This window comes from Spirochaetota bacterium (genome assembly GCA_017999915.1).
Taxonomy (GTDB): Bacteria; Spirochaetota; UBA4802; order UBA4802; family UBA5550; genus RBG-16-49-21.
In genome coordinates this window covers 46390-70592 of the sequence record JAGNKX010000017.1, presented here as the reverse complement: position 1 = coordinate 70592, position 24203 = coordinate 46390, and the positions used below count along the sequence as shown (strand labels likewise).

Sequence of the window (24203 nt, the reverse complement as noted above, 5' to 3'; positions counted from 1 at the left end):
GTCCCTCCCCCTTGATGGGGAGGATAGGAGGGGGTGAAAATTTCATCATTGATGCCAGGCTGCCAATCACCCTCCCCTAACCCCTCCCATCAAGGGAGGGGGATTCGGTCGACCCAAACCATGATTAAACTTTTCTATAAATTCATAACTTTTTTTTCAAAGGCCCTCGGCCCCTGGTTCTTCAGGGTCTTTTCCCGTTTTGTGTCCACCGGCTACTTCATTCTATTCCCGAAGCGGGTCGCCATCGGCGTGCGCTTCTACGGCGCCCTCTTTCCCGACCGGGGCCGACTCCATCATCTCTGGTGCACCTGGCGGCAGTTCCACAGCTTCACTGACGTGTTCCTCGACCGGTTCCTGCTCCAGCGTGCCGGCGAGCTATCCTATACCTCCGAGGGATGGGAGATCATCGAAGAGGCCGCGAAGGACAGGACCGGCGGCATCATCGTCATGTCCCACATGGGTAACTGGGACGTGGCCGCGCACCTTTTGCGCCGGCGGGGGCTCCGCCTGCTCCTCTACATGGGGTCCCGGGAGAAGGAGCAGCTGGAAAAAATGCAGAAGGAAAGCCTGGCCGAACAGGGCCTGAAGATAGTCGCTGTCGAGCAGGACGGGGGATCGCCCTTCGACATCCTTGAGGGCCTGAATTTCCTCAAGGAGGGGGGCCTCGTCTCCCTCACGGGGGACCGCGTCTGGTCCGAAGCGCAGCGTACCGTGGCGGTGACATTCCTGGGCCATACCGTGCGCCTTCCCGAGGCGCCCCACAGCATCGCCCTTCTCTCGGGCGTGCCCCTCTACATCTTTTTCGCCTTCCGTACCGGCAGCGGGAAGTACCACATGTCCCTGTCCGGCCCGATCCGGGTGACCGCCTCCTCCCGGGCGGACCGGCCCCGGGCAATCCGGGAATCGGCCCAGCGCTACGCCGACATCCTCGCTGCCAAGGCCGCTGAATATCCGCGGCAATGGTACCACTTTGAGGAATTTCTCGGCAGGAAGAACGGCTGAAACCGCCCCATCAAGCCAAAAGCGAGCGACATTTACCCTGGAGCACCGATTAATAGTTTGACGTGATGAAATTATGCAATAGTATGAGTCAATTATTGAATTGGATAGTACCGCCTGAAGCATTCTTTATAAAACGGGAAGGATATGAACGTTATTGACAGACTTCTCCGGCATTACGAAAAATCCGGTTTTGTCGTTAAATACAAGGCTCGTTTTCTTCTTTACCTCACCGGCGTCATTCTCCTGTTCATACCGATCATGATTTTTTATTCCGTATATATCCAGCTCCACGATCCTGACCTCAATTATTCCATCAACTGGCCCGTGATTTCCATGGAAATCATCGGTTATGCCATCATAGTCGGGATAACGATTTTTCTCTTACGAGGATACTTTTTCATATCCGCCCATCTCATGATTTCCGTTATCCTTATTACCGTATGGGCGGTGATGTTCAGGGACCATTCAAATGTTATCTCGCGGCTCGACACGATTGTTATCGTGATCGGCATCCTCATGGCCATGCCCATTTTCATCACCCGGAAAAAGTTCCTGGTCTTTGTCTATGGAGGCGTCAATATTTTCGTTCTTTTCATTTTTATGCTCCATACACGCGAGCACTTTCATCTGCCCGGAGGCTCGTTCCCCGATTTTCTTGCCGACACAACGATCTCGCTCCTGTTCATCGCCATCACGTCATACAATATCCTTTCCATAAACAACAGGGCCCTGGATCAATACGAAATCAGCAACACGGCCCTGCAAAAATCGAATGAGGAGCTCCAGGCCACGACGGAGGAGCTTATCGCCGCCAACGAGGAATACGAGGCGCAGAACGAGGAGCTGATCCGCTCCGAGGAGGCCCTGCGCTTATCCGAAGCGGAGCTCCTCTCCATATTCAACGGCACCCATGATGGAATGATCATCTTCGATGTCGAAGGCGGAATACTCGATGTCAACGACCGTATGCTGGAGATGTACGGCGTGGACCGCGACCGGGCCCTCCAGCTAAACATCCGGGACCTGTCGGCCCCGATTCCGGATAGCAGTGTCATCGACGAAAGTGTGCGAAAAATCGCCGGTAGCGAAAAAACCCTGTACGAGTGGAAAGCCCGGCGCCTCAGTGACAACTCCGTCTTTGATGTGGAGGTCGGCGTAAGACACCTGAGGCGCCGCGGCGCGGATGTCATCCTGGCGGCGGTACGCGATATTTCAGACAGGAAGAAGACGGAGACAGCCCTCAGGGAATCCCTGGAAGAGAAGACCGTTCTCATAAAGGAAATCCATCACCGGGTCAAGAACAACATGCAGGTCATTTCGAGCCTTCTGAACATGCAGGCGGACTCAGTTGACGAGCCCCGGGCGAACCAGGCCCTCAGGGACGCCATCGGCCGGATCCATTCCATGGCCGGCATCCATGAAAAAATCTACAGCACCGAAAGCTTTTCCCGCGTTGACATGGCGGCCTATGTCAACGAGCTGTCAAAGGACCTCCTCAACCTTCATTCAGGAAGGAAGGGTACAATTACCATCCAGCCTCGATTGAAGCCGGTTTTTCTGGGGATGGACAAAGCGATACCCTTCGGTCTTCTGATCAACGAGATACTCACCAATTCCATCAAGCACGGATCCAGCGAATCCGGGCCGTGCGCCATTGATCTCACAATGGATGAGTCAGAGGGCTGGATAACCATGATTATCGCGGACAACGGCCCCGGGATGGAACCCGAGATCTTCAGTTCCGAGCAGAAGACCTCCATGGGAATGCAGATCATCGAAGCCCTGGCCAGGCAGATCAACGCGACACTCTCTCTCGACGTGGACAGGGGAACCCGTTTCACCATACGGGTGCGGTCGGATTCATGACGGCCCGGGGAGCGGCATGACTGCGCCTGCCGCCCCGCTTTGCCGGCCTTATTGCTTGGGAACCACGAGGATGGGAATATTAATCGAATCGACGATATTGACGTCGGGACTGTCGAACAGGAAGCTGTAAATCTTGCTCCGGTGCTTGTGCCCGACGATAATGAGATCGATCTTCTCTTTTTTACAATACGCCTCTATCTCCCTGGCAACGCTTCCCTTGGAAACGGCATAGACCACCTGGAGTTTTTCCAGAAGCTCGGGCGGAACGACCTCTTTAACCTTAAGGGCAACAACGTCCTCACTGTCGGTGGGATGGCGATATCCGGCCTGCTCGTCATTGATGTAAATAAAGTGAAGCCGCCCTGACAATTCAATGGCTAGCTCAACGACCTTCTTAACGAAGGACAGATTCTTCGAATCAAGATTTATGGGGAAAACAATATTTTTAAATGTCAACATGGCTCAACCTCTCTTGTATAATATTTTCGGATCAGACAGATACGCGGACGGCATGAGGCCTGCGCCGTCCGACGCCCGTTTTATCTGAAGAAAACCAGAGTGACAATGATGAAACAAACGACCAGTATCGGGATCGAATACTTGAACATGTATCCGAAAAAGCTCGGCATCTTGACTCCCGATTCCTCGGCAATGGACTTCACCATGAAATTAGGCGCGTTGCCGATGTAGGTATTGGCCCCCATGAACACGGCTCCTGCCGAAATGGCGGCAAGGTAATCGACCTTCTCCACGATGAGCTTCGACACCGCCTCGGCCTCGGTCATGCCCGGATAGAACTTGCCCAGGGCGCTGTTAAAGAACGTGAGGTACGTCGGCGCGTTGTCCAGGAAGCTGGAGAGGATGCCCGTGGCCCAGTAGTAATGGGCCGGCTTTTCCGTCGATTTGATCAGGACCGCCAGGGCCCCGTTTTCGCCCGCCTTGAGTATGGCCAGGGCCGGGATGATGGTCATGAATATCCCGGCGAAGAGGTAGGCCACCTCCTTGATGGGGGCCCAGCTGAAGTCATTGCCCTTGCGGACGGCGTCGCTGGTCGTCTTGAGTGAGAGAATGCCCATGAGGATCAGGATGGCGTCCTTGATGAAATTCTCGATGGACTGATGTATGCCGAATATGTTCACCTCGCCTATTTTCACGAGGCCGCTCAGGAGCACGCCCCCGATGACGCCGCCCAGGAAGAGGAAGTTATGGCCTCCCTCGATCTTGAGGGGCTCCTTTTCGCCCGTGGTCATGAGGGACTTGTCCTCTTTTTTATAATAGAACGAGTCAATGAGGAAATAGATCACCAGCAGTATGGCCGACACGAAGAGCATATGGGGCAGAATGTGCAGGGTCCAGAAAAAGGGAACGCCGTGAAGGAACCCGAGGAACAGGGGAGGATCGCCCAGGGGAGTGAGGGAACCCCCGATGTTGCTCACCAGGAATATAAAAAAGATGATCGTGTGGACCTTGTGGGTGCGCCATTCGTTGGACCGGAGGATGGGCCGGATGAGGAGCATCGATGCCCCGGTGGTCCCGATCCAGGAAGCGAGGATCGTGCCGATGATCAGTATGACGGTATTGACCAGGGGACTCCCCTTCAGGGTGCCCTTGACATATATCCCCCCGGCCACGGTGAAGAGGGACCAGAGGAGAATGATAAACGGAATATAGTCGATGATATAGATGTGCGCTATCTCATAGATTGCGACTCCCTTGTACATGACAATAAAGGGTATGGCCATGACCAGGGCCCAGAAAGCGGACACCTTGGGATAGTGATGGTGCCAGAAATGAGGCGCCAGCAGGGGAAAAAGCGCAATCGAAAGAAGAATTCCGGCGAAGGGAATGATCCACCATAGGGAAAGAGCCGTCCCCAGGTTATCCGATGAATGAAGAGACCCTTCCCGGGGAGATTCAGGCTTCGGTGAATCCTTTTCAGATGACACGTTTTCAGTCGCCGTTATCTGTTTATTCACCCCTCCTTCAGCGGAAAGGGATACCGGAAGAGCAATATAAACAGTAATTATACCAATAATAATGATGAGCAATCGTTTCATTTTACGCTCTCCTCGCAGGATTAATACATATTGACCCCATATTGAACGTGAATGTTTTCATTGTATCGGCACTGAGTATAACACAAATTGATACCTGTCCAGACTGGATATCATATATTCTTTGAAACCCCACTTGTCAAATTAATAAAAATTTTCCTATCTTTTAGTGATATGTCCGGCAGGTAAAATTAGTTGACAATACAGGCTCATCTTCACTTATGGAGATGAAAAGCTCTATAAGTATGCGCAAAAAAGAGGGCTTTTCGAACAACACTGATCCTCGTTTATTAAACAAGGATCGCATATAAAACAATAAAGGTAACAAACCATAGAGGATGTGTTTACTCGCATCCTGACATTAAACTTCCTTACGCAATAAGCTTATTATTATTTAAGGAAGAATAATTAGAGTTTCGGTACCTGTAAAGGATACCTTTATATATACCACATAATTCTTCACGGAGGTTACACTTTGAAAGTTTTTAAACGAATACTGCTTTCATCTGCTTTCTTGTTCTCGGCAGTCAACGTATTCGCCAGCGAAGCGGATCTTGCGATTCCCGATCTTCATGCTGGCAGCTATACGCTCTTCGGCGGAACAATCACGGCGTGGCAGTTGCTTTTCTACGGTGCGCTCGTTATATGCGGCACCCTTGGCATCAGCTTGTTTCAGTTTTTCATGATTAAAAAAGAAAAAGCCCATGAGTCAATGCTCAAGGTAGCGGAAATTATTTTTCAGACATGCCGCACCTATTTGCTGCAGCAAGGTAAGTTTTTATTAATGCTGTTTGCATTCATCGCCGCGGCAATGGCTTTTTACTTCCTGGTGATGAAAGGCGAAGGGGTTCCGGTTCTTGCACAGATCCTGCTCTTCTCGATCGTCGGCATGGTCGGTTCCTACTCGGTCGCATGGTACGGCATCCGGGTCAATACCCTTGCCAACGCCCGCACGGCCTTCGCGTCCCTTGAAGGAAAACCCTGGAACGTGGTTAACATCCCGCTCCGCGCCGGCATGAGCGTCGGTCTTTTCCTGATCTCCCTCGAGCTGGTCATGATGGTTATCATCCTCCTCTTCGTTCCCCGCAATATCGTTGGATACTGCTTCCTCGGCTTCGCCATCGGCGAGTCCCTGGGCGCGTCCGCCCTTCGTATCGCCGGGGGTATTTTCACGAAGATAGCCGACATCGGCTCTGACCTGATGAAAATCGTCTTTAAAGTAAAAGAAGACGATCCCCGGAACCCGGGCGTTATCGCCGACTGTACCGGTGACAACGCCGGCGACAGCGTCGGCCCCACGGCTGACGGTTTCGAAACGTACGGCGTAACCGGCGTTGCCCTGATCTCCTTCATCACGCTGGCCATCACCGTTCCCGACATCATGGGCCGCATCGACATAGCAAAAATTCTTGCCGCCGCCGGCGTTGCCGAGGTAGCAAAGGAATCCATCGATAAAATCGCCGCCCTCTTCCAGGCCGAGCTCCAGTCGAAGCTCATCGTCTGGATCTTCGCCATGCGGTTCCTCATGGACTTCCTGTCAGGTTGCTCTTATTTCGTGAACCAGGTGATCTCCACGGTCAAATACAAAGGGAAAACAGAGTTCGATTTCGAAGAGCCCCTCATGAGGCTCATCTGGATCGCCGCTGTCCTCTGCATCAGCGTATCCTTCGGTATGAGCTACCTGCTGCTGGGAAACCTTGAACTGACCATGACGGCCGACCAACTGAAGAATGTCGGCGTTGAAGGCGTCACCGCGACAGTTGCCTTTGCTTCGTATGCCGGTATATGGTGGAAACTGGCCATGATCATCAGCTGCGGAACCCTCGCCGCTGTGCTCATCCCCGAATTCACCAAGATTTTCACCAGCTCCAAGTCGAAGCACGTTAACGAGATCGTTACCGCTACCCGCGAGGGCGGCTCGTCCCTGACGATCCTCTCCGGTATCGTTGCCGGTAACTTCAGCGCCTTCTGGATGGGCATTCTGATCGCCGGCCTCATGACCGGCGCCTATGTCACCAGCCTCTATGGACTGGCCGATGTCATGGGACCCTACGCGTCGATCTTCGCCTTCGGTATGGTCGCCTTCGGCTTCCTCTGCATGGGCCCGGTCACCATAGCTGTTGATAGCTACGGTCCCGTTACCGACAACGCGCAGTCGATCTTCGAGCTGTCACAGATCGAAGCCATTCCCAATATCAAAGCGGAAATCAAAAAGGATTTCGGTTTTGACCCCAATTTCGAGCTGGGCAAGCACTTCCTCGAGGCCAATGACGGCGCGGGCAACACCTTTAAAGCTACCGCCAAACCGGTTCTTATCGGTACCGCGGTTGTCGGGGCAACGACCATGATCTTCGCGATCATCCTGCTCCTCAAGAAGGTCGGATTCCTGAAGCTTTCCCTCACCGACGCACCGGTCTTACTCGGATTCATCTGCGGCGGCGCGGTCATCTTCTGGTTCGCCGGCGCTTCCATGCAGGCGGTCACCACCGGCGCGTACCGGGCGGTCGAGTTCATCAAGAAGAACCTGAACCTGGACAAGGCTGAAGCCGACCTTGAAGACTCCAAAACGGTCGTCAGGATCTGCACCCAGTACGCCCAGAAAGGCATGTGGAACATCTTCATAGCCCTGATGACCCTGACCCTGGCCTTCGCCTTCGTGGATCCGAACTTCTTCGTCGCCTATCTCGTATCCATCGCCGTATTCGGCCTCTTTGAAGCCATCTACATGGCCAATGCCGGCGGCTCCTGGGACAACGCGAAGAAAGTCGTTGAAGTCGACCTGAAGGAAAAAGGCTCCGAGCTTCACGCCGCTTCAGTCGTTGGCGACACGGTCGGTGACCCCTTCAAGGATACCTCTTCCGTATCCATGAACCCGATCATCAAGTTCTCCACCCTGTTCGGCCTTCTGGCCACCGAAATCGCCATCGAAATGAAGCTGCACGCCATCAAGGCTGCAACGACGGACTGGACAATTTTCATAGCCATTCCGTTCTTCATCATCGGCCTGATCTTCGTATGGCGGTCCTTCTACGCCATGAGGATTCCTCCCAAAGTATAACGGGTATTGAATCCTTATCGCTTAATCGCATGACCGGGGGCGTCTCATAGAGACGCCCCCTTTTTATTCCCCGCCGATGCGACACCTCTGCCGGGCGTCCGCAACTGACAATTTACTTAACCGCTCATTTTTTTATTGAATTGTCCCATCCGCCCTATATTCATGTCCTTCAAGGATACCGGGACGAAACATCATGAAAAAATTCAAAGTAGATGCCGACAAGATCATCGACGCAACGGCAAAAAAAATGGAGGATGGCGCGGTAAGGATATCCAATATTTTAAGGAAGGCCAGGAACATACTTCTCCTTCTTTTCGCCGCCATTGCAGGCATCTATCTTATCAAAAATGAAAACACCAGGATATGGGGGATCGTCGTCTTCCTCCTCGCCTTTGCGTGGCTCTATTCCTATGTGGTGAAACGCCGCGGCACCAGGAAAAAATAGTTATACCGTGACACAGGGCCCTCTCATCATACGGCTTGATACCGTGGATTCAACCAACACCTATATCAGGAGCCATCCTGATTTGTGGGACCGTCAGTTCTGCGCCGTAGTGGCCCGGGAACAGACCGATGGAAGGGGGCGGTTTTACCGGACATGGCTCTCCGTGCCCGGCCTTGACCTCACCTTTTCCATGGTATTCACGCCGCCAGGCGGTATGTCCGACTGTTCCTGCGTCACCCTTCTGGCGGGACTGGCTGTCCGCCGTGCCCTGGCGCCGTACTGCGGCACGGAGCTAAACCTCAAGTGGCCCAACGATATCCGCCTCGGCGAGAAAAAGATCGGGGGGATCCTCTGCGAGATGGTTCCCGGTTCGGGAAAATCGACGGTCATCATCGGCATCGGCATCAATGTGAACCGCACCAATTTCCCGGAAGAGATCAGGACCACGGCCGGGTCACTGAAAACAGCAACAGGCGCTGATTATCCGCTGGAGGAACTGTTCAGCGCCATCCATCACCGTTGCATGGAACTCTTATCTGATTTCAAAGTTCCCCTCGATGAAAGCATGATCGAGGAATGGGTGGAGGCCTCCCATTCCATTGGCGCCCCGGTCAGGTTTGCCATTAATAACAGCCTCGAACATGGCATTTTATCCGGAATAAACAGTGATTGTTCCCTCAGGATCAAAAGCGACCGTGGCGAATCCATAAGCGGTTATCGCGGCGAAGTTCTCTTTCCCGATGATATCTAAGCATCCTAATCCCGGGCTCATTGTCCAAATCCGGACCAAAATTGCTTTACAAATACACGATAGAGTACTAAGTATAAAACAACAGCAAAAAAACCATCCATGGATACCACCTCGATAAAAAACAGCATCGATGAAGCCTTGACAATGCTTCACGATATCAATCCCAATATCTCCGGAAACAGAAAATCGGATTTCCCTTCCTCCCTGGGTCCGAGAAATCACCGCCTGCAGAAAGTCCTGGTCGCGAACCGTGCCGAGATCGCCAAGCGCTTTTTCCTGGCCCTCCATGAGGAGGGAATCCCGTCGGTCTCCATCGTAACCGATCCGGACCGCGGCCAGTCATGGTACGAGTTCGCCGATGAAGTGATCTTCATCGGCGATCCGGACAACTATGGATCAATTCCGGTCGTCATTGCGGCGGCGCTCCTTGTCAAGGCGAACGCCATCTACTCCGGCTACGGGTTCCTCTCGGAAAACATGTCCTTTGTGCGCACCGTGGAATCGGCGGCATCGCTCTACGGCCGTGAAATCATCTTCATGGGCCCCTGCTACGACACCATGCGCTCCGTGGGTGAAAAGATGAACGCGCGCCGCCTCGCGCGGCAGAACGACATTCCCCTTTTTGAAAGTTCCGGTACTATTGATGGCGATGATATAAAAACCGCCCGACAAGAGGCGTCCCGCATCGGATACCCGGTCATGGTGAAACCCTGCTCCGGGGGCGGAGGCAAGGGCGTGTACCCCGCTTCTAACGAGGCGGAACTGGCGGCGGCCGTCTCATCGGCCTCCCGTATAGGCCGAAGCCTTTACCATGACGATACGTTCTATCTGGAGAGGTTCATTAAAAAACCGGTCCATATCGAGGTCCAGATATTCAATGGATGGGCCATCGGCATACGGAAATGCGCCGTGCAGCGGCGCAACCAGAAGATCATCGAGGAGAGCGGCCATGCCTTCCTGAGCGACCATGTGGCACTCTCCCTCCTGGCCGCGGCGGAAAAAATCGCCGACATGTCGGGATACAGCAAAGGAGGGGGCGCCGGCACGGTCGAGTTCCTCATTGACACCGAGACCGGCAGGTTCGGCTTCATGGAGGTAAATACGCGCCTCCAGGTCGAGTACGCCGTCACTGACCAGTCCCTGGGAATAGATATCGCCAAGTGGCAGATTCTCATCTTTGACGGAAGGGAGAACGAGATTATCGGCATCGACAGGCTGAAAAACCGGGTTTCCGAGAACGATCATTCCATCGAATGCAGGATATACGCGGAAGAGCCGGAAAACGATTACCTTCCTTCACCGGGGACCATTATCGAGATGGACCTCCCGACCTTCAACGGCATCAGGTGCGATTTCGGCTTCATGGAGGGGGACACGATCCTCCCCATGTACGACCCTATGATCGGAAAGCTGATCGCCCACGGATCGACCCGGAAAGAAGCCATCATCCGCCTTGAGAGGGCCCTCCAGGAATTGTACGTCAACGGCGTCAAGACCAACATCCCCCAGCTGCTCAGGATCGTCAGGCACCCGGTATTCATTCATGGCGATTACACCAACAATCTCCTGAAAGACAACAAAGAGCTCAATTCCCTTGAGCCGTCCGACGGCCCCCGGGACCCCGGGGACCGTCGTTTCCTGAAGCATATCATATTCGGCGCTTTCACCGAGCACCTCATGATGCTTCAGAACGCGGTTAAGGAATTCATCATAATCGTCACGGTGGGAAATATAACCGAGGCGCCGACGGCCACGGATACGCCGAGCCGATACACCATTGAATACGGCTGGCGGCGCTACCTGCTGGAATTCATACAGACCGGCATCGATTCCTTTTACGCCTTCGTGAACGGGACCTACAACGGCGAGATCATCCTGTCCGCAATGAATGACCGCTGCGATGACGTGCTCATCATATTCGGAGCGAGTTCGTACCGCGTCAGGGTAAACCGCCACGGCGGTTATATCGACATCCGCATGAAGGACGAATCCAACAAGATCAACTACTACCGGGTGAGGATCATCCCGGAGGGATATTCCGAGGACGATCGAGTTCAGAGGATCAGATCCCCCTTTCAGGGCTCTTTTGTCTCCTTCTGCCGTGACATACAACCGGGAGACAGGGTGGAAGCGGGAGAACCCCTGCTGATACTGTCCTCCATGAAGATGGAGACCGTCATCGCCTCCCCGGAAGGCGGCCGCATCGTCTATCTCATCGAGGACGGCGATATGGCCAGGCTCCAGATAGCGCGCACCTCCGGGGGCCGCATAATCGGGCGGAGTATACAGGAAGGGGAGCTCCTGGCGGCGGTTGAAAAAGAATATGAAGCAGCTGAAGCTGAAGCCGGGTCGGAACCTGATAGCGCCGCAATCGTCACGCTCCCCTCGCCGGCATCACTCATCGAAGGCCTCGGCCGCGTCGCCCGCACGGCTTCCGGAAGCGGCGTAACCGGCCGGCTGTTCACGACCGCCATCGATCTTGTGTATGCCGCGGCCAAGGGGTACGTCTATCAGCCCGCCCTGGTCGATTCCCTCGAGGAGATGATAAAGAAGGTCCCTGACGACTGGGACAGCGCCAAGATCACCGGCGAAACCATCGACACGATGAACGATATAATCATCCATTACGCGAACATAAAAAAACTCTTTTCTCCGGTCGTATCCGATGACGGTCTCTCGTTCCAGGAAGAGCTGGGCCTCTATATCGCCGGCCGCCATGACGGCCTCTCCGATGCGTCCCGTCCCTTCGAGCGGCTCCTGAAGAGCCTCCTTGATTCATACGGCATCTCCCGCTGGGACGGAAAATCCGAGATGAGCCGGATGGCGCACCAGTACGTGTTCCTCCTGTTCAAGAGGGCCTACCAGTTCTGTCTCGACCGGACCGATACGATAAAGACAATCGTTCATGTCATGACCGGCGTCCGCCATCCGAAAAAGAACATGTTCGACACCCTGGCACGGCTGATGGAGCAGGAGCAGGCCGAGCGGGACGACTCCCTTTTGAAATTCATAAAAAAGATCCTTTCATCACAGTTCCCCGGCGGCGGCATCTCTTCCCGTCCCATGGACCTTTCGTTATTGGCCGACCGCGAGCTCCTGGAGGGCCATCTTCGAAATCGATTCAGGGAGGACTCGATCCGTCTATGCGCAGAGTCTCTGGCGGCGCCGAAGACAGAGAACGGCGCCATGCCGGCAGGGGCCGGCCCGGAAATCGCGGCACGGATATCGAAGCTTCAAAAAAACTTCGGGATCAGGGGACTCCGGTCTCCGCTGGCCTCCGTGACGGTGGTGCTGCTGGAGCCCCCCGACACTCAAGCCGCCCCCTCCTACATGGCCTTCGCAACGGCCCTTAACGGCAATGGCCCTGGCCTTGAAGCCTCCATTAAAACGGCCTTTACCGAGGCATCGGAGGTGATCAGGCTCTACCAGAGTGTAGAGCAGTGCGGCGGCGCGTGGATCGAGATCATTGTTCGGGACGCCACACTTACATGGAACAGCGACGATTCGGAACGAGCCCTGCCCTTCAAGGATCTGAAACGCATATGCTCGGCGTGCATTAATGGTATCCACGACATCGACAATTTACGGTGCATTGTGACCGTCGACATGAAAATGACCTGTTCGCGGGAGATCCGAAATAGAAGCATACTGGCCTATCGCGCCAACGATGGCACCGTCATTGATCTCCTTCTGCCCATGGACCGGAACAACCCCTACCACGACAGGGAACGGCTTAACACCCCTGACCAGAGGCTTCTGGATATCGGTAAATGGCCCCTTGAGGTCTGGGCTGAAGAATGTTTCGACCCGGGAACGGCCAGGGAAATACGGATCCCCTCCATCGATGACATGAGCGAAGCGAATCCCTCGGAGCTCCAGATCATCAGCCGCCCCGTCGGCGCTAAAATCTATTTCGGCGCCATCGGCGGATCGCCGGCCTGCTTTTACATGAAGGACTCCCGCGTCAGCGGCGGCTCCACGGGAAGCCGCGAGGGGCTCAAATACATCGCCGCCGCGTACCTGTCATACCTCAACGACTGGCCATTGTACGTGTGGAACGACAGCGCCGGCGCCAATATCATGGAAGGGGTCATTTCATTGAACCGCGGCGCCGAGGGCTTCATGATGAACACGCTCCTCACCGAGCGGAGCGGAGCCGCCGTGTTCAGGAGCTACGTGGAGCACACGGCCGACCCGGAGCTGAAAAAACTCTTCCGGGAGCTTAACGAGCAGTTCAGCCTTTCGGCGGATGCCCTTGACCGGCGCCACCGCTCGTTCCAGCTCACGGCCGTGGGAATCGGCTCCTCCGCCGGCCTAGACGTGTACGGATCGAGCCAGGCCTCAATCCAGATACTCCTCGATTCCGAGGAATCATACCGCGTCCTCACCGGGTCCAAGGTGGTCCACACGGTCATAGGGGAAGACATAACCAACTATGACATCGGCGGCGCCAAGATACTGGGCACCTGGACGGGGATCGTGGACATCGTGGCCTGCGACAAGCTCCACCTGACCTGCTGCATCGCCATGGTCCAGGATGTATTCTGCTCACGCACGGGGCTGCCGGCCATTGCCCGGAGGAGCGTTCCGCCGCCCGAACCGGGCACGGCGCCGCGGCATATCGTTTTCACCGAAGCCGACCTGAGAGGCAACGTCGACGGCGGCGTTTTCTGGCCATTCAAGGAAAACTACTACGCGGCCGAGGCTCTCATCGGCGGCTTCGCGACGATCGGTGGAAGGCGCGTCCTCATCATGGGACCGCGCACCCATTCCGGTCTCCGGTCCCTGGCCAGCATCATAAAGGCGCGGGAGCTCCTGAAAACAGCCTACCGGACAGGGTCCCACCAGATACTGATCCTGGGACGGAAGTGGCACCAGACCCCCGACATCCACGAGAATATCCAGATGCGTCCACGCATGGACTTCATGAACACCCTGCAGAAAAAATCGGGATTGAAGATCAATATCGTCACCCACCCGGAGGGGCTCAAGTGCTTCGACATCAATAACGCGGCCGACGCCGTCATATACGTCAGGCATCCGGAGGCGTCCCTGTCGGATTCCATCTTTGCGGAAAAGAACGCGGCCTTCCTGGCGGACTCCCTGGCCGGGGCCTTTGACCTGGCATGCCGCCTCATCGCCATGATAGATCCCCTTGACGGTCCGGCCGCCTTCAGCGTCCCGGCCACGGCGCCCTCCATACCCGGGAACGCGGCCGAGCCCTATGACATCATCGGGTCGGTCATCGACCATGCCTTTGACGCCGGCACTTTTGTCGAATTCTACCGCGCCATGAACAACCCCGTCACCGGGCCGAACCTGATCACGGGACTGGCCGGGCTGGAAGGCCGCACCGTCGGCATCATCGCCGACCAGCCCCTCAGCAAGGGCGGCGGCGCTGACGCTTTCGGCACGGAAAAATTCCGCGTCTTCACGGAGTTTTTGAACTTCCACCGGATACCGCTGGTCATGCTCTCCAATTCGTCGGGTTTCGTTCCGGGGTCCCAGCAGGAGCGCCACCGCATCCAGGCCATCGGCGCGGAGTCCCTCGACACGAACATCCTGGGGACCATCCCGGTGGTGAGCGTGGTCCTTAACCAGAATTACGGCGGCCGCCTAATCCACGCCTTCAACAAGTTCCTGAGGCCCGGCATCGTGTACATCGCCCTGGACAGGGCCATCATGGCGGTCATCGGGGTCGACGCGGCCTTTGACCTCTTATTCGGAAAGAAGTTCAACCGTTTGATGGACAGGGGGGAAACGGAGCGTGCCGAAGAGCTGCGGAACAGCTTCATCGGCAGCTACCTGGACAAGGCCCGCGCCTCCCAGGACGGCATTGAGTCGAGCCTGGTGGACTGGACCATCCCCGCGGTGAAGGATTTGCGACAGAACCTGGTCAAGGGCCTTGACCTGGCGCGCCGCAGATGCGCCGAAGCCTTCGGGGAGGCGTAACACTGACGTAAGAAGCCCCCGCCACCCTGATAGTCATTACCCACATCTTGCTTCCCGGCCCCTCCCCCCCTGAAGGCGGATTAGAAAGAGTGTTATCGGCCTGGTATGGCCCGGAAATCTGCGTATAAAAATGCGTAGAAGAAACACTGGCATGGAAGTGCCGAAAAAATCATTCGTCAATCATTTCCATAATCCTGTTTTGGAAATCGTTTAAAGTGATTTTAATTTGTTCCCCCTTCCAGTCGAGTATTATGGAGATTAACGAACTCCCCTCATAAAACGAAACCATGGCGTTACTGATGCCTTCCGCCTTCTCATCGGATACGCCGGTTTTAATAATAATACCTTTTACATGAGAAATCCACTGCTCGTATAGATGACGCATCTTCTTTCTGACCTTTTTATTATGGTTGGCAATGCCCCAAATTTCGATGAAAATTTTTGAAAGGTCCCTGTTGACGGTTATTCTGTCATTGCTGAAACTCATGGCGTGGCCGATAAGCGCTTTCCCTTTCAAGGAACGAATTTCTTCTTTGTTCATATACTCGCTAAAGTCACGACGGTATCTTTCTTCAATAAAGTCAATAAAGTGGAGTAGCACTTCCTCCTTTTTCTTATATAAGTAATATATCATCCCCTGATTGACACCTGCCGTCGCAGCAATGTCCGTGAGTGTGATTTCATGATATTGTTTCTTCAGGAGGCATTTATAAAGGCTCTCCATTATCTGGCTCTTTCGTTCTTCACTCACACTTTTCTTCGGCATTGATTGCACCCCTGAATGATCCTTATTCTCAATAATATCCTGACAATTGGCAGGTCAAGTTTAAATCTCCAATCACTCACAATTATCGGATTTTCGTTTTTTTTGTAAAATCTGTTGACGGAAAACCGTTATCTTATTATTTTTAGTTAGTTAACTAACTAACTTTCAAAATACAAGAGGTGATGAGTATGAAAATCGGAGTACCGAGGGAGATCAAGTCGCAGGAGAAACGGGTGGCGCTGACGCCCGCCGGGGTGGCAGAGCTTGTCAGAAGGGGCCATACCGTGCTTGTGGAAAATGAAGCCGGGGTCGGTTCCAGCATAGCTGATTCTGATTTTATCGCGTCGGGAGCGATAATCAGCGAATCTGCGGAGAGAGTATGGGAAGAGTCGGATATGATTGTAAAGGTCAAGGAGCCCATAGATGTTGAATATCCTCTCATGCGTGAAGGGCAGATCCTGTTTACCTATCTTCATCTCGCCGCGGATGAGCCCCTTACGCGTGTGCTATTAAAGAATAAAGTCACCGGCATTGCGTACGAGACAGTACAGGGCAATGACGGATCGCTGCCTTTGCTCACGCCCATGAGCGAGGTTGCTGGAAGGCTTTCGCTCCAGGCGGGATGCCGTTGTCTTGAGTCGACAAGCAGGGGACGCGGGATATTGCTTGCGGGAGTCCCGGGAGTGAAGCCCGCCGAGGTTGCAATCATCGGTGGAGGAGTATCCGGCATCAACGCGGCACATATGGCCGTAGGCATGGGCGCGCGAGTGACCATACTCGACATCAACGCGGAACGGCTCAGCTATCTCGAGGATATCTTTCATTCGCGGATCGTCACGCTCATGTCGAACGCATTGAATGTACAGCGATGCCTGGCAGAATCGGATCTGGTGATCGGCGCGGTACTTATACCTGGCGCAAAGGCGCCAAAGCTCATCAGCGGAAAAGACCTCTCCATAATGAAGAAGGGGGCCGCGCTTGTCGATATCGCCATCGATCAGGGCGGATGCGCTGAGACGAGCAGGCCCACTACCCACGTGGACCCCATTTATATTGAGAACAACGTGGTGCATTACTGCGTGGCGAACATGCCCGGGGCGGTGCCTATCACGTCAACCTATGCACTGACAAACGTAACGTTGCCTTATGCCATTACGATCGCCGACATGGGCGCCGATGATGCGCTTCGCAGTGTTCCCGCCCTGCTCAAAGGGCTTAATGCCTACAACGGGCAACTTACTAATGAACAGGTTGCTCGTGCTCATGGAATGGAGTACGCCGGCCGGAAGATCGCATAAAATAGCGCAGGAGGACATCATGAAGCTGAAAATTTCAGCCGGTATTCGAAAACTGAACAAACGGGTATTTGAACTTTTTGGAAGTCACATCTCGAAACAACAGATCAGGTTTCTCTCGGCCGGTCATTTGGATATTCTTGAAACTGAACGGGGCGGGATCGGATTTGTGGACCGCACTTCGGGAAGGCGCTTCATTGACGCTTTCTCATCGGCAGGATGCTTCAACGTAGGACGACTGAACAGTGAAGTGGTTGCAGGGCTTGATGAGATCGCTAAAGCAGATATGGGGAGCCACCGGCTACTTTCGCGGCATAAAATAGGGTTTGCGAAAAAACTCGCATCCCTGGCGCCCGGGGATCTCAACCGCGTAATGCTTACCGGGAGCGGGGCCGACTCTGTTGAATGCGCCCTTAAGCTGGCTATGGGCGCCACGGGCAGGAGCAAGGTTATCGCCATGGTGAACGCCTACCACGGACACTCCGGATTCAGCCTCTCTGCGGGCGGGAAGGACTACTACAAGGAGCTCTTTAAGCCGTTGAAGCCCGGCTTCAGCTATGTACCCTTCGGTGATCTTAACGCTGTCAGGAAAAGCGCATCACTCGAAATCGCTGCGATCATTCTCGAGCCGGTTCAGGGTGAAGGCGGTATTCATGTGGGCAGCGATGACTATCTCAAGGGACTTAGGTCTATCTGCGATGAACTGGGGATCATGTTAATTTTCGACGAGATACAGACCGGCTTCTGCCGAACCGGAAAATTTTTTTATGGCGAATATTCCGGAGTGGTGCCCGATATAATGGCGCTGGCAAAATCCATAAGCGGAGGTGTCTATCCTAACGGAGCGGTTGTGTTTCGCGATATCGATATACTGAGAAGCTTCGTGGACTCACACCCTGATTTCCATGAGTCATTCGGCGGAGGATCGGATATCGGATGCATGGTATCATCAAGAGTCATCGATTTCCTTGTCGATAACCGGATGTGGGAAAACGCGGCACAACGCGGCAAGAGATTCCAGGAGGGACTTGATGACCTGATGCGTTCATACCCAAAGCTTATCAGGGAAATCCGCGGAAAGGGGCTCATGCTGGGAGTCGAATACCTGCATGAATTCATGGGGGTGCTCATGGCTGACAACCTCGCCAAAGAAGGTGTGTTTGCGGCTTATTCCGGCAATGCTCCCCATGTGATGCGTTTCATGGTGCCCATCACGGTTACTGAAGAAGAGATTGATGACATCCTAGCCAAGATAGGCAAAGCGGTCAGGGGAATGGGACTCTACCTCTCCCTGATGCTTCCTCTTTCGAGGATATCTCTGTTTAAAAAAATTATGAACAATGTAAAAGTGCTCATATTCCTGAACAACTTGTTGCGGAAACTGCATCTTGCCTGATTAGTAAGGGAAAAAAGAGGAGGAGAACAATGAATATAGTTATACAAAAGGAAATTGACGACAGAAAAGAATTGCTGCAGGACGCGGCGGCGGTTTTTTCAAAGGGCTATGTGGATATGATTACAGCCGAGGGGATTGATCTCATTGAGGAGGGGGGACGCGGCACGCGATTATATGATATGTCGGGTCTGGAGTACCTGGACTGCGACACTTCCGGGGCGATTTATAATCTCGGGAGAGGGAGGAGAGAACTTGGCGATGCGCTTCGTGAAGCGGCCAGGCAAACCGATCAGGGAAATTTTATTGCGATCTCGGAGGAGAAAGCGCTTCTTGCTGAAAAGCTTTCCTCCTTTATACCTGGCAGGCTCGAATGTTTTCTTTTCACGGTTGTGCGCGGCGAAGCGATGGACGCCGCCTGCAAACTTGCCCGCGGATATACAAAACGCGCCGAAATCATCACCGTGGATGGCGGTTGGTACGGACATACCGGTTTTTCCCTGTGCATGTCGGCCCGGGAGGACAAACATCTTTTCGGTCCCGGGATTCCCGGGATCAAGGAGATTCCTTTCGGCGACATTGATGCAGCAAAGAAGACCGTGAATTCTAAAACGGCTGCAGTTGTCCTGGAGACTGTCCAGGCGGAAAACGGATGCCGCCATACAGCCGGGGAATATTACTCCGAGTTGAGAAAGCTTTGCAGCCGGTCCGGCGCCGTACTCATCGTCGATGAATCGCAGACGGGATTCGGACGTACCGGGGAGCGATTCTCCTTTGAGCGGTTCGGATTCGAGCCCGACATTGCCGTCCTCGGAGAGGCGATTACCGGCGGCATGTTTCCCATGACAGCCATGGCCTTTACCCGAAAACTGAAATCCTTTTTCGACGACCACCCTCTTATTCACCTCTGCACCTTCGGCGGCCACGATGTGGGCTGCAGGGTCGCGGTGAAGGCGCTTGAATTATACGAAAGTGAACGCTCCTGGGAAAATGCGCAAAGTATGGGTGATATGCTGCATTCCGAACTTTGTAGGATCGCCAGGGACAACATTGAAATGATAGGCGGGGTTCGGGGAATCGGACTGCTGCAATCCATAACTTTGAAGGACGAAGAAATTACGCGGAGATTCTGCGTCGAAGCTCGTAAAGCCGGATTGATCTGCATGCGTGGACGCGTTGACAGGCGAAGCGTGGTTTTCAGACCTTCACTTGCGGTTACACGGGAGGATGTTCAGCAAATTGTGGAATGCGTGAAGATATCTTTAGATAATGTTGCATAGCTTCAGGGTGATGTTGTCTCATTTTTCAAATAGAGATACGGAGACATTCGCGGCAGCGTCCAGGCATGGCATCTCGCAAACTTGCCGGGTGCGGTTCCGGTCTTGAGGTGATTCCTAACAAATGAATCTCACCCTTGCACCAAAAATCTTATGAATGGATGGTTTACTGCTCTATGATAATCGATGCCCACAGCCATCTTGGCGATGTGTTAAACTACAATGGGGGAACGCTGATTCACCGAACCGGGATACGCGTACCTGATATATTCAATCCGCAGGCTCTCAACGAGCAGTTCCAAATGCGTAATTTTGGATTCGGGCTTTGTATCTACCGCCTGTTGAAGAATCAGACTATAAAGGCCGAAGCCGCGCGCAACGCTGCAGCAACCCTCGAGAACATGCAGGCCTCGCTTGACGAAGCCGGAATCGATTACACTGTGTGTCTTCCCATAGAACCGTACCTAACCTTTGATGACCTTCGATCTGCCGTGAAACAGGATGCGCGCATTCTTCCCTTCACCAGTATCAATTTTGACAGGATGGACTCCGTGGAGAAAAAACTGCGGGCCGACGTGAAGAACGGAGCATACGGGCTCAAGCTCCATCCGGTCATCCAGCGTGTTTCCCCCTCGGACTCACGCGTAATGCAAGCCCTTGAGGCGTTCCAGCCCCTTGGGAAGCCCGTGCTGATCCATGCGGGAAAATACGAATACTACCCGGTTAAGGAAAATAAAAGGAATATTCCGGAATACGGCTCTATAAAACCAATCGCGGGGTTGATCCGATCTTTCCCCGGCATTAAATTCATAGTGGGTCACTCGGGCCTGTTCTGGCACCGGGAAGTGTGTGAATTGCTTGCAGGATGGGCTAACGTATGGGTCGACACTAGTTTCCAGTCTCCCCACACCATCCGCACTCTTATTGAGACATTCGGACCAGAGAGGGTGATGTACGCGTCGGACTGGCCCTACGGCATGCGGCCTCCGCACGTGAGCACTGTCCGTATTGCGTGCCGCGGCGTCCGTACACTGGAAAACCGGCTCTTTTTTAAAAACGCGGCCGAGCTGCTGGGGCTTGACGTGAAACGTGCGGAAATAGAAAACCGGTGATATAAACCAAGAGAGGATTAAATGAAACGATTGTATTTTTTAATTTCCGTCATTATTGTAATAATATTGATTGCGGCGGTTTTTGTGTCCACCAGGATCATTAGTTCCGGAATGGCATACAGGCCTGACCATGATACGCTCCAAAAAATCATGGCGCTTCAGCCCCGCGTTGACGGGGAACGCATCTGGCTTGGGGAAGCCTGGCGGGAAAATCGGCATGGCAACATCGTCCTTTCTATGACGGGCGAGCCCTACGAGATGGGGTTTCAGCACGGCGTGCTTCTAAAAAAAGAAATACTCAATGGCGTCGTGCCGGTCTTCGGAAATCCGGTTTCGCAGATGAGGGACATGCATGGCAAGCCGGCCCTTGTGCGGAAGCTCATACTTCTTTATCTTGATTTCACTGTCTTCGGCCCCCTGGAAAGGAACACTCCGGCGGAATACCTCCAGGAGTTGAAAGGAATCTCCGACGGCGCCGGCATCGATTTCAGGGTGATTTTAAGGGCCACCTTCAAGTCCGAGCTCGGCATGATTATGCTTCCGGGCAAGGTAAAGGGCAATGCGAGCGATTTCGGAATAAACGCGGAATGTACCGATTTCGCGGCGGCGGGGCCGGCCACGGCTGACGGCAAACTAATCATCGGAAGGAATACCGACTACTTCGGTCAGGGCAGGTGGATCGCGGCGCAGACCATATTTATTTATCGCCCGGCGCGAGACTATTCCTATGTGAATATTTCCACCGCCGGGCTCATCAAATGCAATTCCGCTTTTAACAAGCACGGCATCTTCATCGGGGGCCATTTTATGGGATTTGACGAGACCGGACCGCGCGGGCTTTCCTTCACCATACTGGAACACGAGATTATGCGCAGGGCTTCCACGATAGAGGAGGCCCTGGAGATTCTGCGCCGAACGCCCCGGGCGGGCTCTTTCGGTTTAATGCTGGCCTCCGGCGCCGCTCAGAAGGCCCTGGTAATTGAGGCCAATGAGGGCCGCATGGGGGTGAGGGGCATGGAAAAGAATACTGCGGTGGTGACCAACTTCGCCATTACGAAGGAGATGAAGGGAGTGGACCTCATGTCGCGTTACAACCTTGTGATGCGCGACCTTGCGGGCAGGTATTACCGGCTTGAGGAAATTCTCACCTCCGAAAGGGGGCGCATAACGCCCACCAGGGCCGCCGCCTACATGGGAGACCGCCTTGACTGGGTAACCCGTACGGAAAGGGCTACGGGCATCACCATAGGGGCCGCCAACAATGTCACCTCGGCCATTTTCATTCCGGAGGACGGGATATTATGGCTTGCCTCGGGCATAGAACCGGCCTGCGACGGAATCTTTCACGGATATGACGCCAGGACACTTCTAAAAGACGGCCGCTTCAGGAACATTCCGGACCTGCGGCCCTATGCCTGGATCAATCCTTCCCTTGAAAGGGGCCTGCACCACTTCATGAAGGCATACGCTGCCCATGAGGAAAATCCAGACGACTTTGAGGGAATGATAAAACACCTCGATGCGGCCATCAAAGCTGACCCGAAGGAATCAATTTATCCTCGCCTGAAGGCATCCCTTCTTCTGCATTCCGGACAGTACAGGAAAGCGGTGGACCTGCTGAAAAAGTCCCTTCAGCTGACTCAGTCCAACAATGAGCGTGCCCACGCCCTTTTAATGATTGGGCTGGGCCTAGATCTTTTGTATGAGCGGGAAGCCGCCCTGACATATTATGGCATGGTGAAGGAACTCTATGATAAAAACGGCAGGGATATAAAAAGGGGAGTCAATGCCATGCTTATGGGGTTCTGCGGTAGGCACATGAAAAAACCCTTTACGGTAAAAAATATTGACGATATCCCCGTCGCCTTTCATTCGGAGTCCGGGTTAGAATAAAGCAGGGGAGAGCGTGCCGCCGGCTACATGGAGAAAATTTTAGGCCCCTGTCCAGAACTTTTTGTGCTGAGGGGGATCACGTGAGACCAATGGAAGCTGCTGATAAAACGCATTCAGTCTTATTGGCTTGTACTCAAGTTAGCACAGATTCCTTGATTTTAGTATAACCGACTTATGGATAAGGTTGAAACCACCCGTGCCGAAGAGCTGCGGAACAGCTTCATCGGCAGCTACCTGGACAAGGCCCGCGCCTCCCAGGACGGCATTGAATCAAGCCTGGTGGACTGGACCATCCCCGCGGTGAAGGATTTGCGACAGAACCTGGTCAAGGGCCTTGACCTGGCGCGCCGCAGATGCGCCGAAGCCTTCGGGGAGGCGTAACAGCGCCTAAGGCACCTCTCTTATCCCCCGGAAGAATCAAGCGCAACCTGGCGCATATAATTTTTATTAGCCTCCATCGTTTTATACGTGAGATTCATGGCATTGAGATATATATTTTTTCAATCAACCAGGAGAGGATCTATGCTTGTCTATATCGGGATTGTCGTTATACTGCTTCCATTCATCCTGTTTCTGATACCGGATTCTCATCGCCATCTGGAAAAGCTGCTTTTTTCGGTTCCATATGCCTCGGATCCGGGCTGATCCTGATCTCCATTGCCGTCACCGGAAGGGTTCCCCTCCGCGGCTCAGGTTCATGGCCCCATTTCAGGGAGCGCTTCGGCATGGCATTGTTCGGACTCCTGATCTATCTGGCGCTTTTCGGAACCATGGCGCACTCGTTGATCCTGGCGATCAGGGATTATTTCCGGTAAGGGTTTGCGTTTTTAACATCGGTTTTCCCTTCGGTATTGACCAAACGTCGCGGGCCGCCGGTAATGAAAGGCAGCCGCACCCCATCGCCGGAAAAAATGCTGGACCTTCCCCCTTACATGTGCATGCTGAATATACAATGGCGTGGACAAAGAAGCGCCCCTTCGGGAGGGACGCGCAGCCAGATTGGTTCAGTGGGAACGCCGCCAGGAGGTGCCGGTCATGAAGGGCAGCTACGGAAAAGGAAAAACAAGCAGGGAAATCTCAACCGGAAAGGGACCCTCCGGCGCCGTCAATAATTATCAGATAGAATATGTCCACGGAAAATTCTACCGGCTGGTGGGAGATTCGAGGACCGAGTTCACTCCAGACCCGGAACTGCTCGCGAAAATCAAGACGGCCCTCAGGAAAAGGGGCATGTCGCTGGCCGATATCGCGGAGGACCGGCCGCCGGTCGATTTCCAGGTCCTGAGCAGCGGAAAAGTCGTGCTGCGGCAGATTCATCCGGATAAATAACAGGTCCCCA

Annotated in this window: 16 protein-coding genes; 13 read left to right on the top strand and 3 right to left on the bottom strand. The window is 53.9% G+C overall.

Annotation, left to right across the window (positions count from 1 at the left end; translation table 11 throughout):
* Positions 1-120: 120 nt before the first annotated feature.
* Positions 121-1002 (top strand): lysophospholipid acyltransferase family protein, encoded by an 882-nt coding sequence (locus tag KA369_20670; protein ID MBP7738401.1) that lies wholly within the window; start codon positions 121-123, stop codon positions 1000-1002.
* A gap of 144 nt (positions 1003-1146) precedes the next feature.
* Complete coding sequence (locus tag KA369_20665) at positions 1147-2868, top strand: PAS domain S-box protein (GenBank protein MBP7738400.1); 1722 nt, start codon at positions 1147-1149, stop codon at positions 2866-2868.
* A gap of 48 nt (positions 2869-2916) precedes the next feature.
* On the opposite strand, the gene KA369_20660 is transcribed toward KA369_20665, so the two are convergent.
* Together KA369_20660 and KA369_20655 are read right to left on the bottom strand one after the other, a co-directional pair.
* A complete protein-coding gene (locus KA369_20660; GenBank protein ID MBP7738399.1) occupies positions 2917-3327 on the bottom strand; it encodes a universal stress protein in 411 nt (136 codons plus the stop codon).
* A gap of 80 nt (positions 3328-3407) precedes the next feature.
* Positions 3408-4925, bottom strand: a complete 1518-nt coding sequence (locus KA369_20655; GenBank protein ID MBP7738398.1) for a sodium:proton antiporter — start codon at positions 4923-4925, stop codon at positions 3408-3410.
* 472 nt (positions 4926-5397) lie between these two features.
* Here KA369_20655 and KA369_20650 point away from each other — a divergent pair, with 472 nt between their 5' ends.
* From KA369_20650 to KA369_20635, 4 genes are all read left to right on the top strand, one after another.
* Positions 5398-7980, top strand: coding sequence for a sodium-translocating pyrophosphatase (locus KA369_20650; protein MBP7738397.1), 2583 nt, complete (start codon positions 5398-5400; stop codon positions 7978-7980).
* Between the two features lie 193 nt (positions 7981-8173).
* A complete protein-coding gene (locus KA369_20645) occupies positions 8174-8425 on the top strand; it encodes a hypothetical protein (protein ID MBP7738396.1) in 252 nt (83 codons plus the stop codon).
* Positions 8426-8432: 7 nt separating this feature from the next.
* Entirely contained in the window at positions 8433-9176 is a 744-nt protein-coding gene (locus KA369_20640; protein MBP7738395.1) for a biotin--[acetyl-CoA-carboxylase] ligase, read from the top strand.
* A gap of 99 nt (positions 9177-9275) precedes the next feature.
* Positions 9276-15128: a hypothetical protein gene (locus KA369_20635; GenBank protein ID MBP7738394.1), complete on the top strand. Its 5853-nt coding sequence runs from the start codon at positions 9276-9278 to the stop codon at positions 15126-15128.
* Between the two features lie 169 nt (positions 15129-15297).
* On the opposite strand, the gene KA369_20630 is transcribed toward KA369_20635, so the two are convergent.
* Positions 15298-15894: a TetR/AcrR family transcriptional regulator gene (locus KA369_20630; GenBank protein MBP7738393.1), complete on the bottom strand. Its 597-nt coding sequence runs from the start codon at positions 15892-15894 to the stop codon at positions 15298-15300.
* Between the two features lie 188 nt (positions 15895-16082).
* On the opposite strand from KA369_20630, the gene ald reads away from it, so the two are divergent.
* From ald to KA369_20595, 7 genes are all read left to right on the top strand, one after another.
* Positions 16083-17192 (top strand): alanine dehydrogenase, encoded by a 1110-nt coding sequence (ald, locus tag KA369_20625; protein ID MBP7738392.1) that lies wholly within the window; start codon positions 16083-16085, stop codon positions 17190-17192.
* A 19-nt stretch (positions 17193-17211) separates the two neighbouring features.
* Positions 17212-18585, top strand: a complete 1374-nt coding sequence (locus tag KA369_20620; protein ID MBP7738391.1) for an aspartate aminotransferase family protein — start codon at positions 17212-17214, stop codon at positions 18583-18585.
* A 29-nt stretch (positions 18586-18614) separates the two neighbouring features.
* Entirely contained in the window at positions 18615-19862 is a 1248-nt protein-coding gene (locus KA369_20615; GenBank protein MBP7738390.1) for an aspartate aminotransferase family protein, read from the top strand.
* A 173-nt stretch (positions 19863-20035) separates the two neighbouring features.
* Complete coding sequence (locus KA369_20610; protein ID MBP7738389.1) at positions 20036-20971, top strand: amidohydrolase; 936 nt, start codon at positions 20036-20038, stop codon at positions 20969-20971.
* 111 nt (positions 20972-21082) lie between these two features.
* Positions 21083-22864, top strand: coding sequence for a hypothetical protein (locus KA369_20605; GenBank protein ID MBP7738388.1), 1782 nt, complete (start codon positions 21083-21085; stop codon positions 22862-22864).
* 174 nt (positions 22865-23038) lie between these two features.
* The gene (locus tag KA369_20600) at positions 23039-23245 is read left to right on the top strand and encodes a hypothetical protein (GenBank protein ID MBP7738387.1); all 207 of its coding nucleotides are present in this window, start codon (positions 23039-23041) and stop codon (positions 23243-23245) included.
* A 618-nt stretch (positions 23246-23863) separates the two neighbouring features.
* A complete protein-coding gene (locus KA369_20595) occupies positions 23864-24193 on the top strand; it encodes a hypothetical protein (protein MBP7738386.1) in 330 nt (109 codons plus the stop codon).
* The last annotated feature ends 10 nt before the right edge of the window (positions 24194-24203 follow it).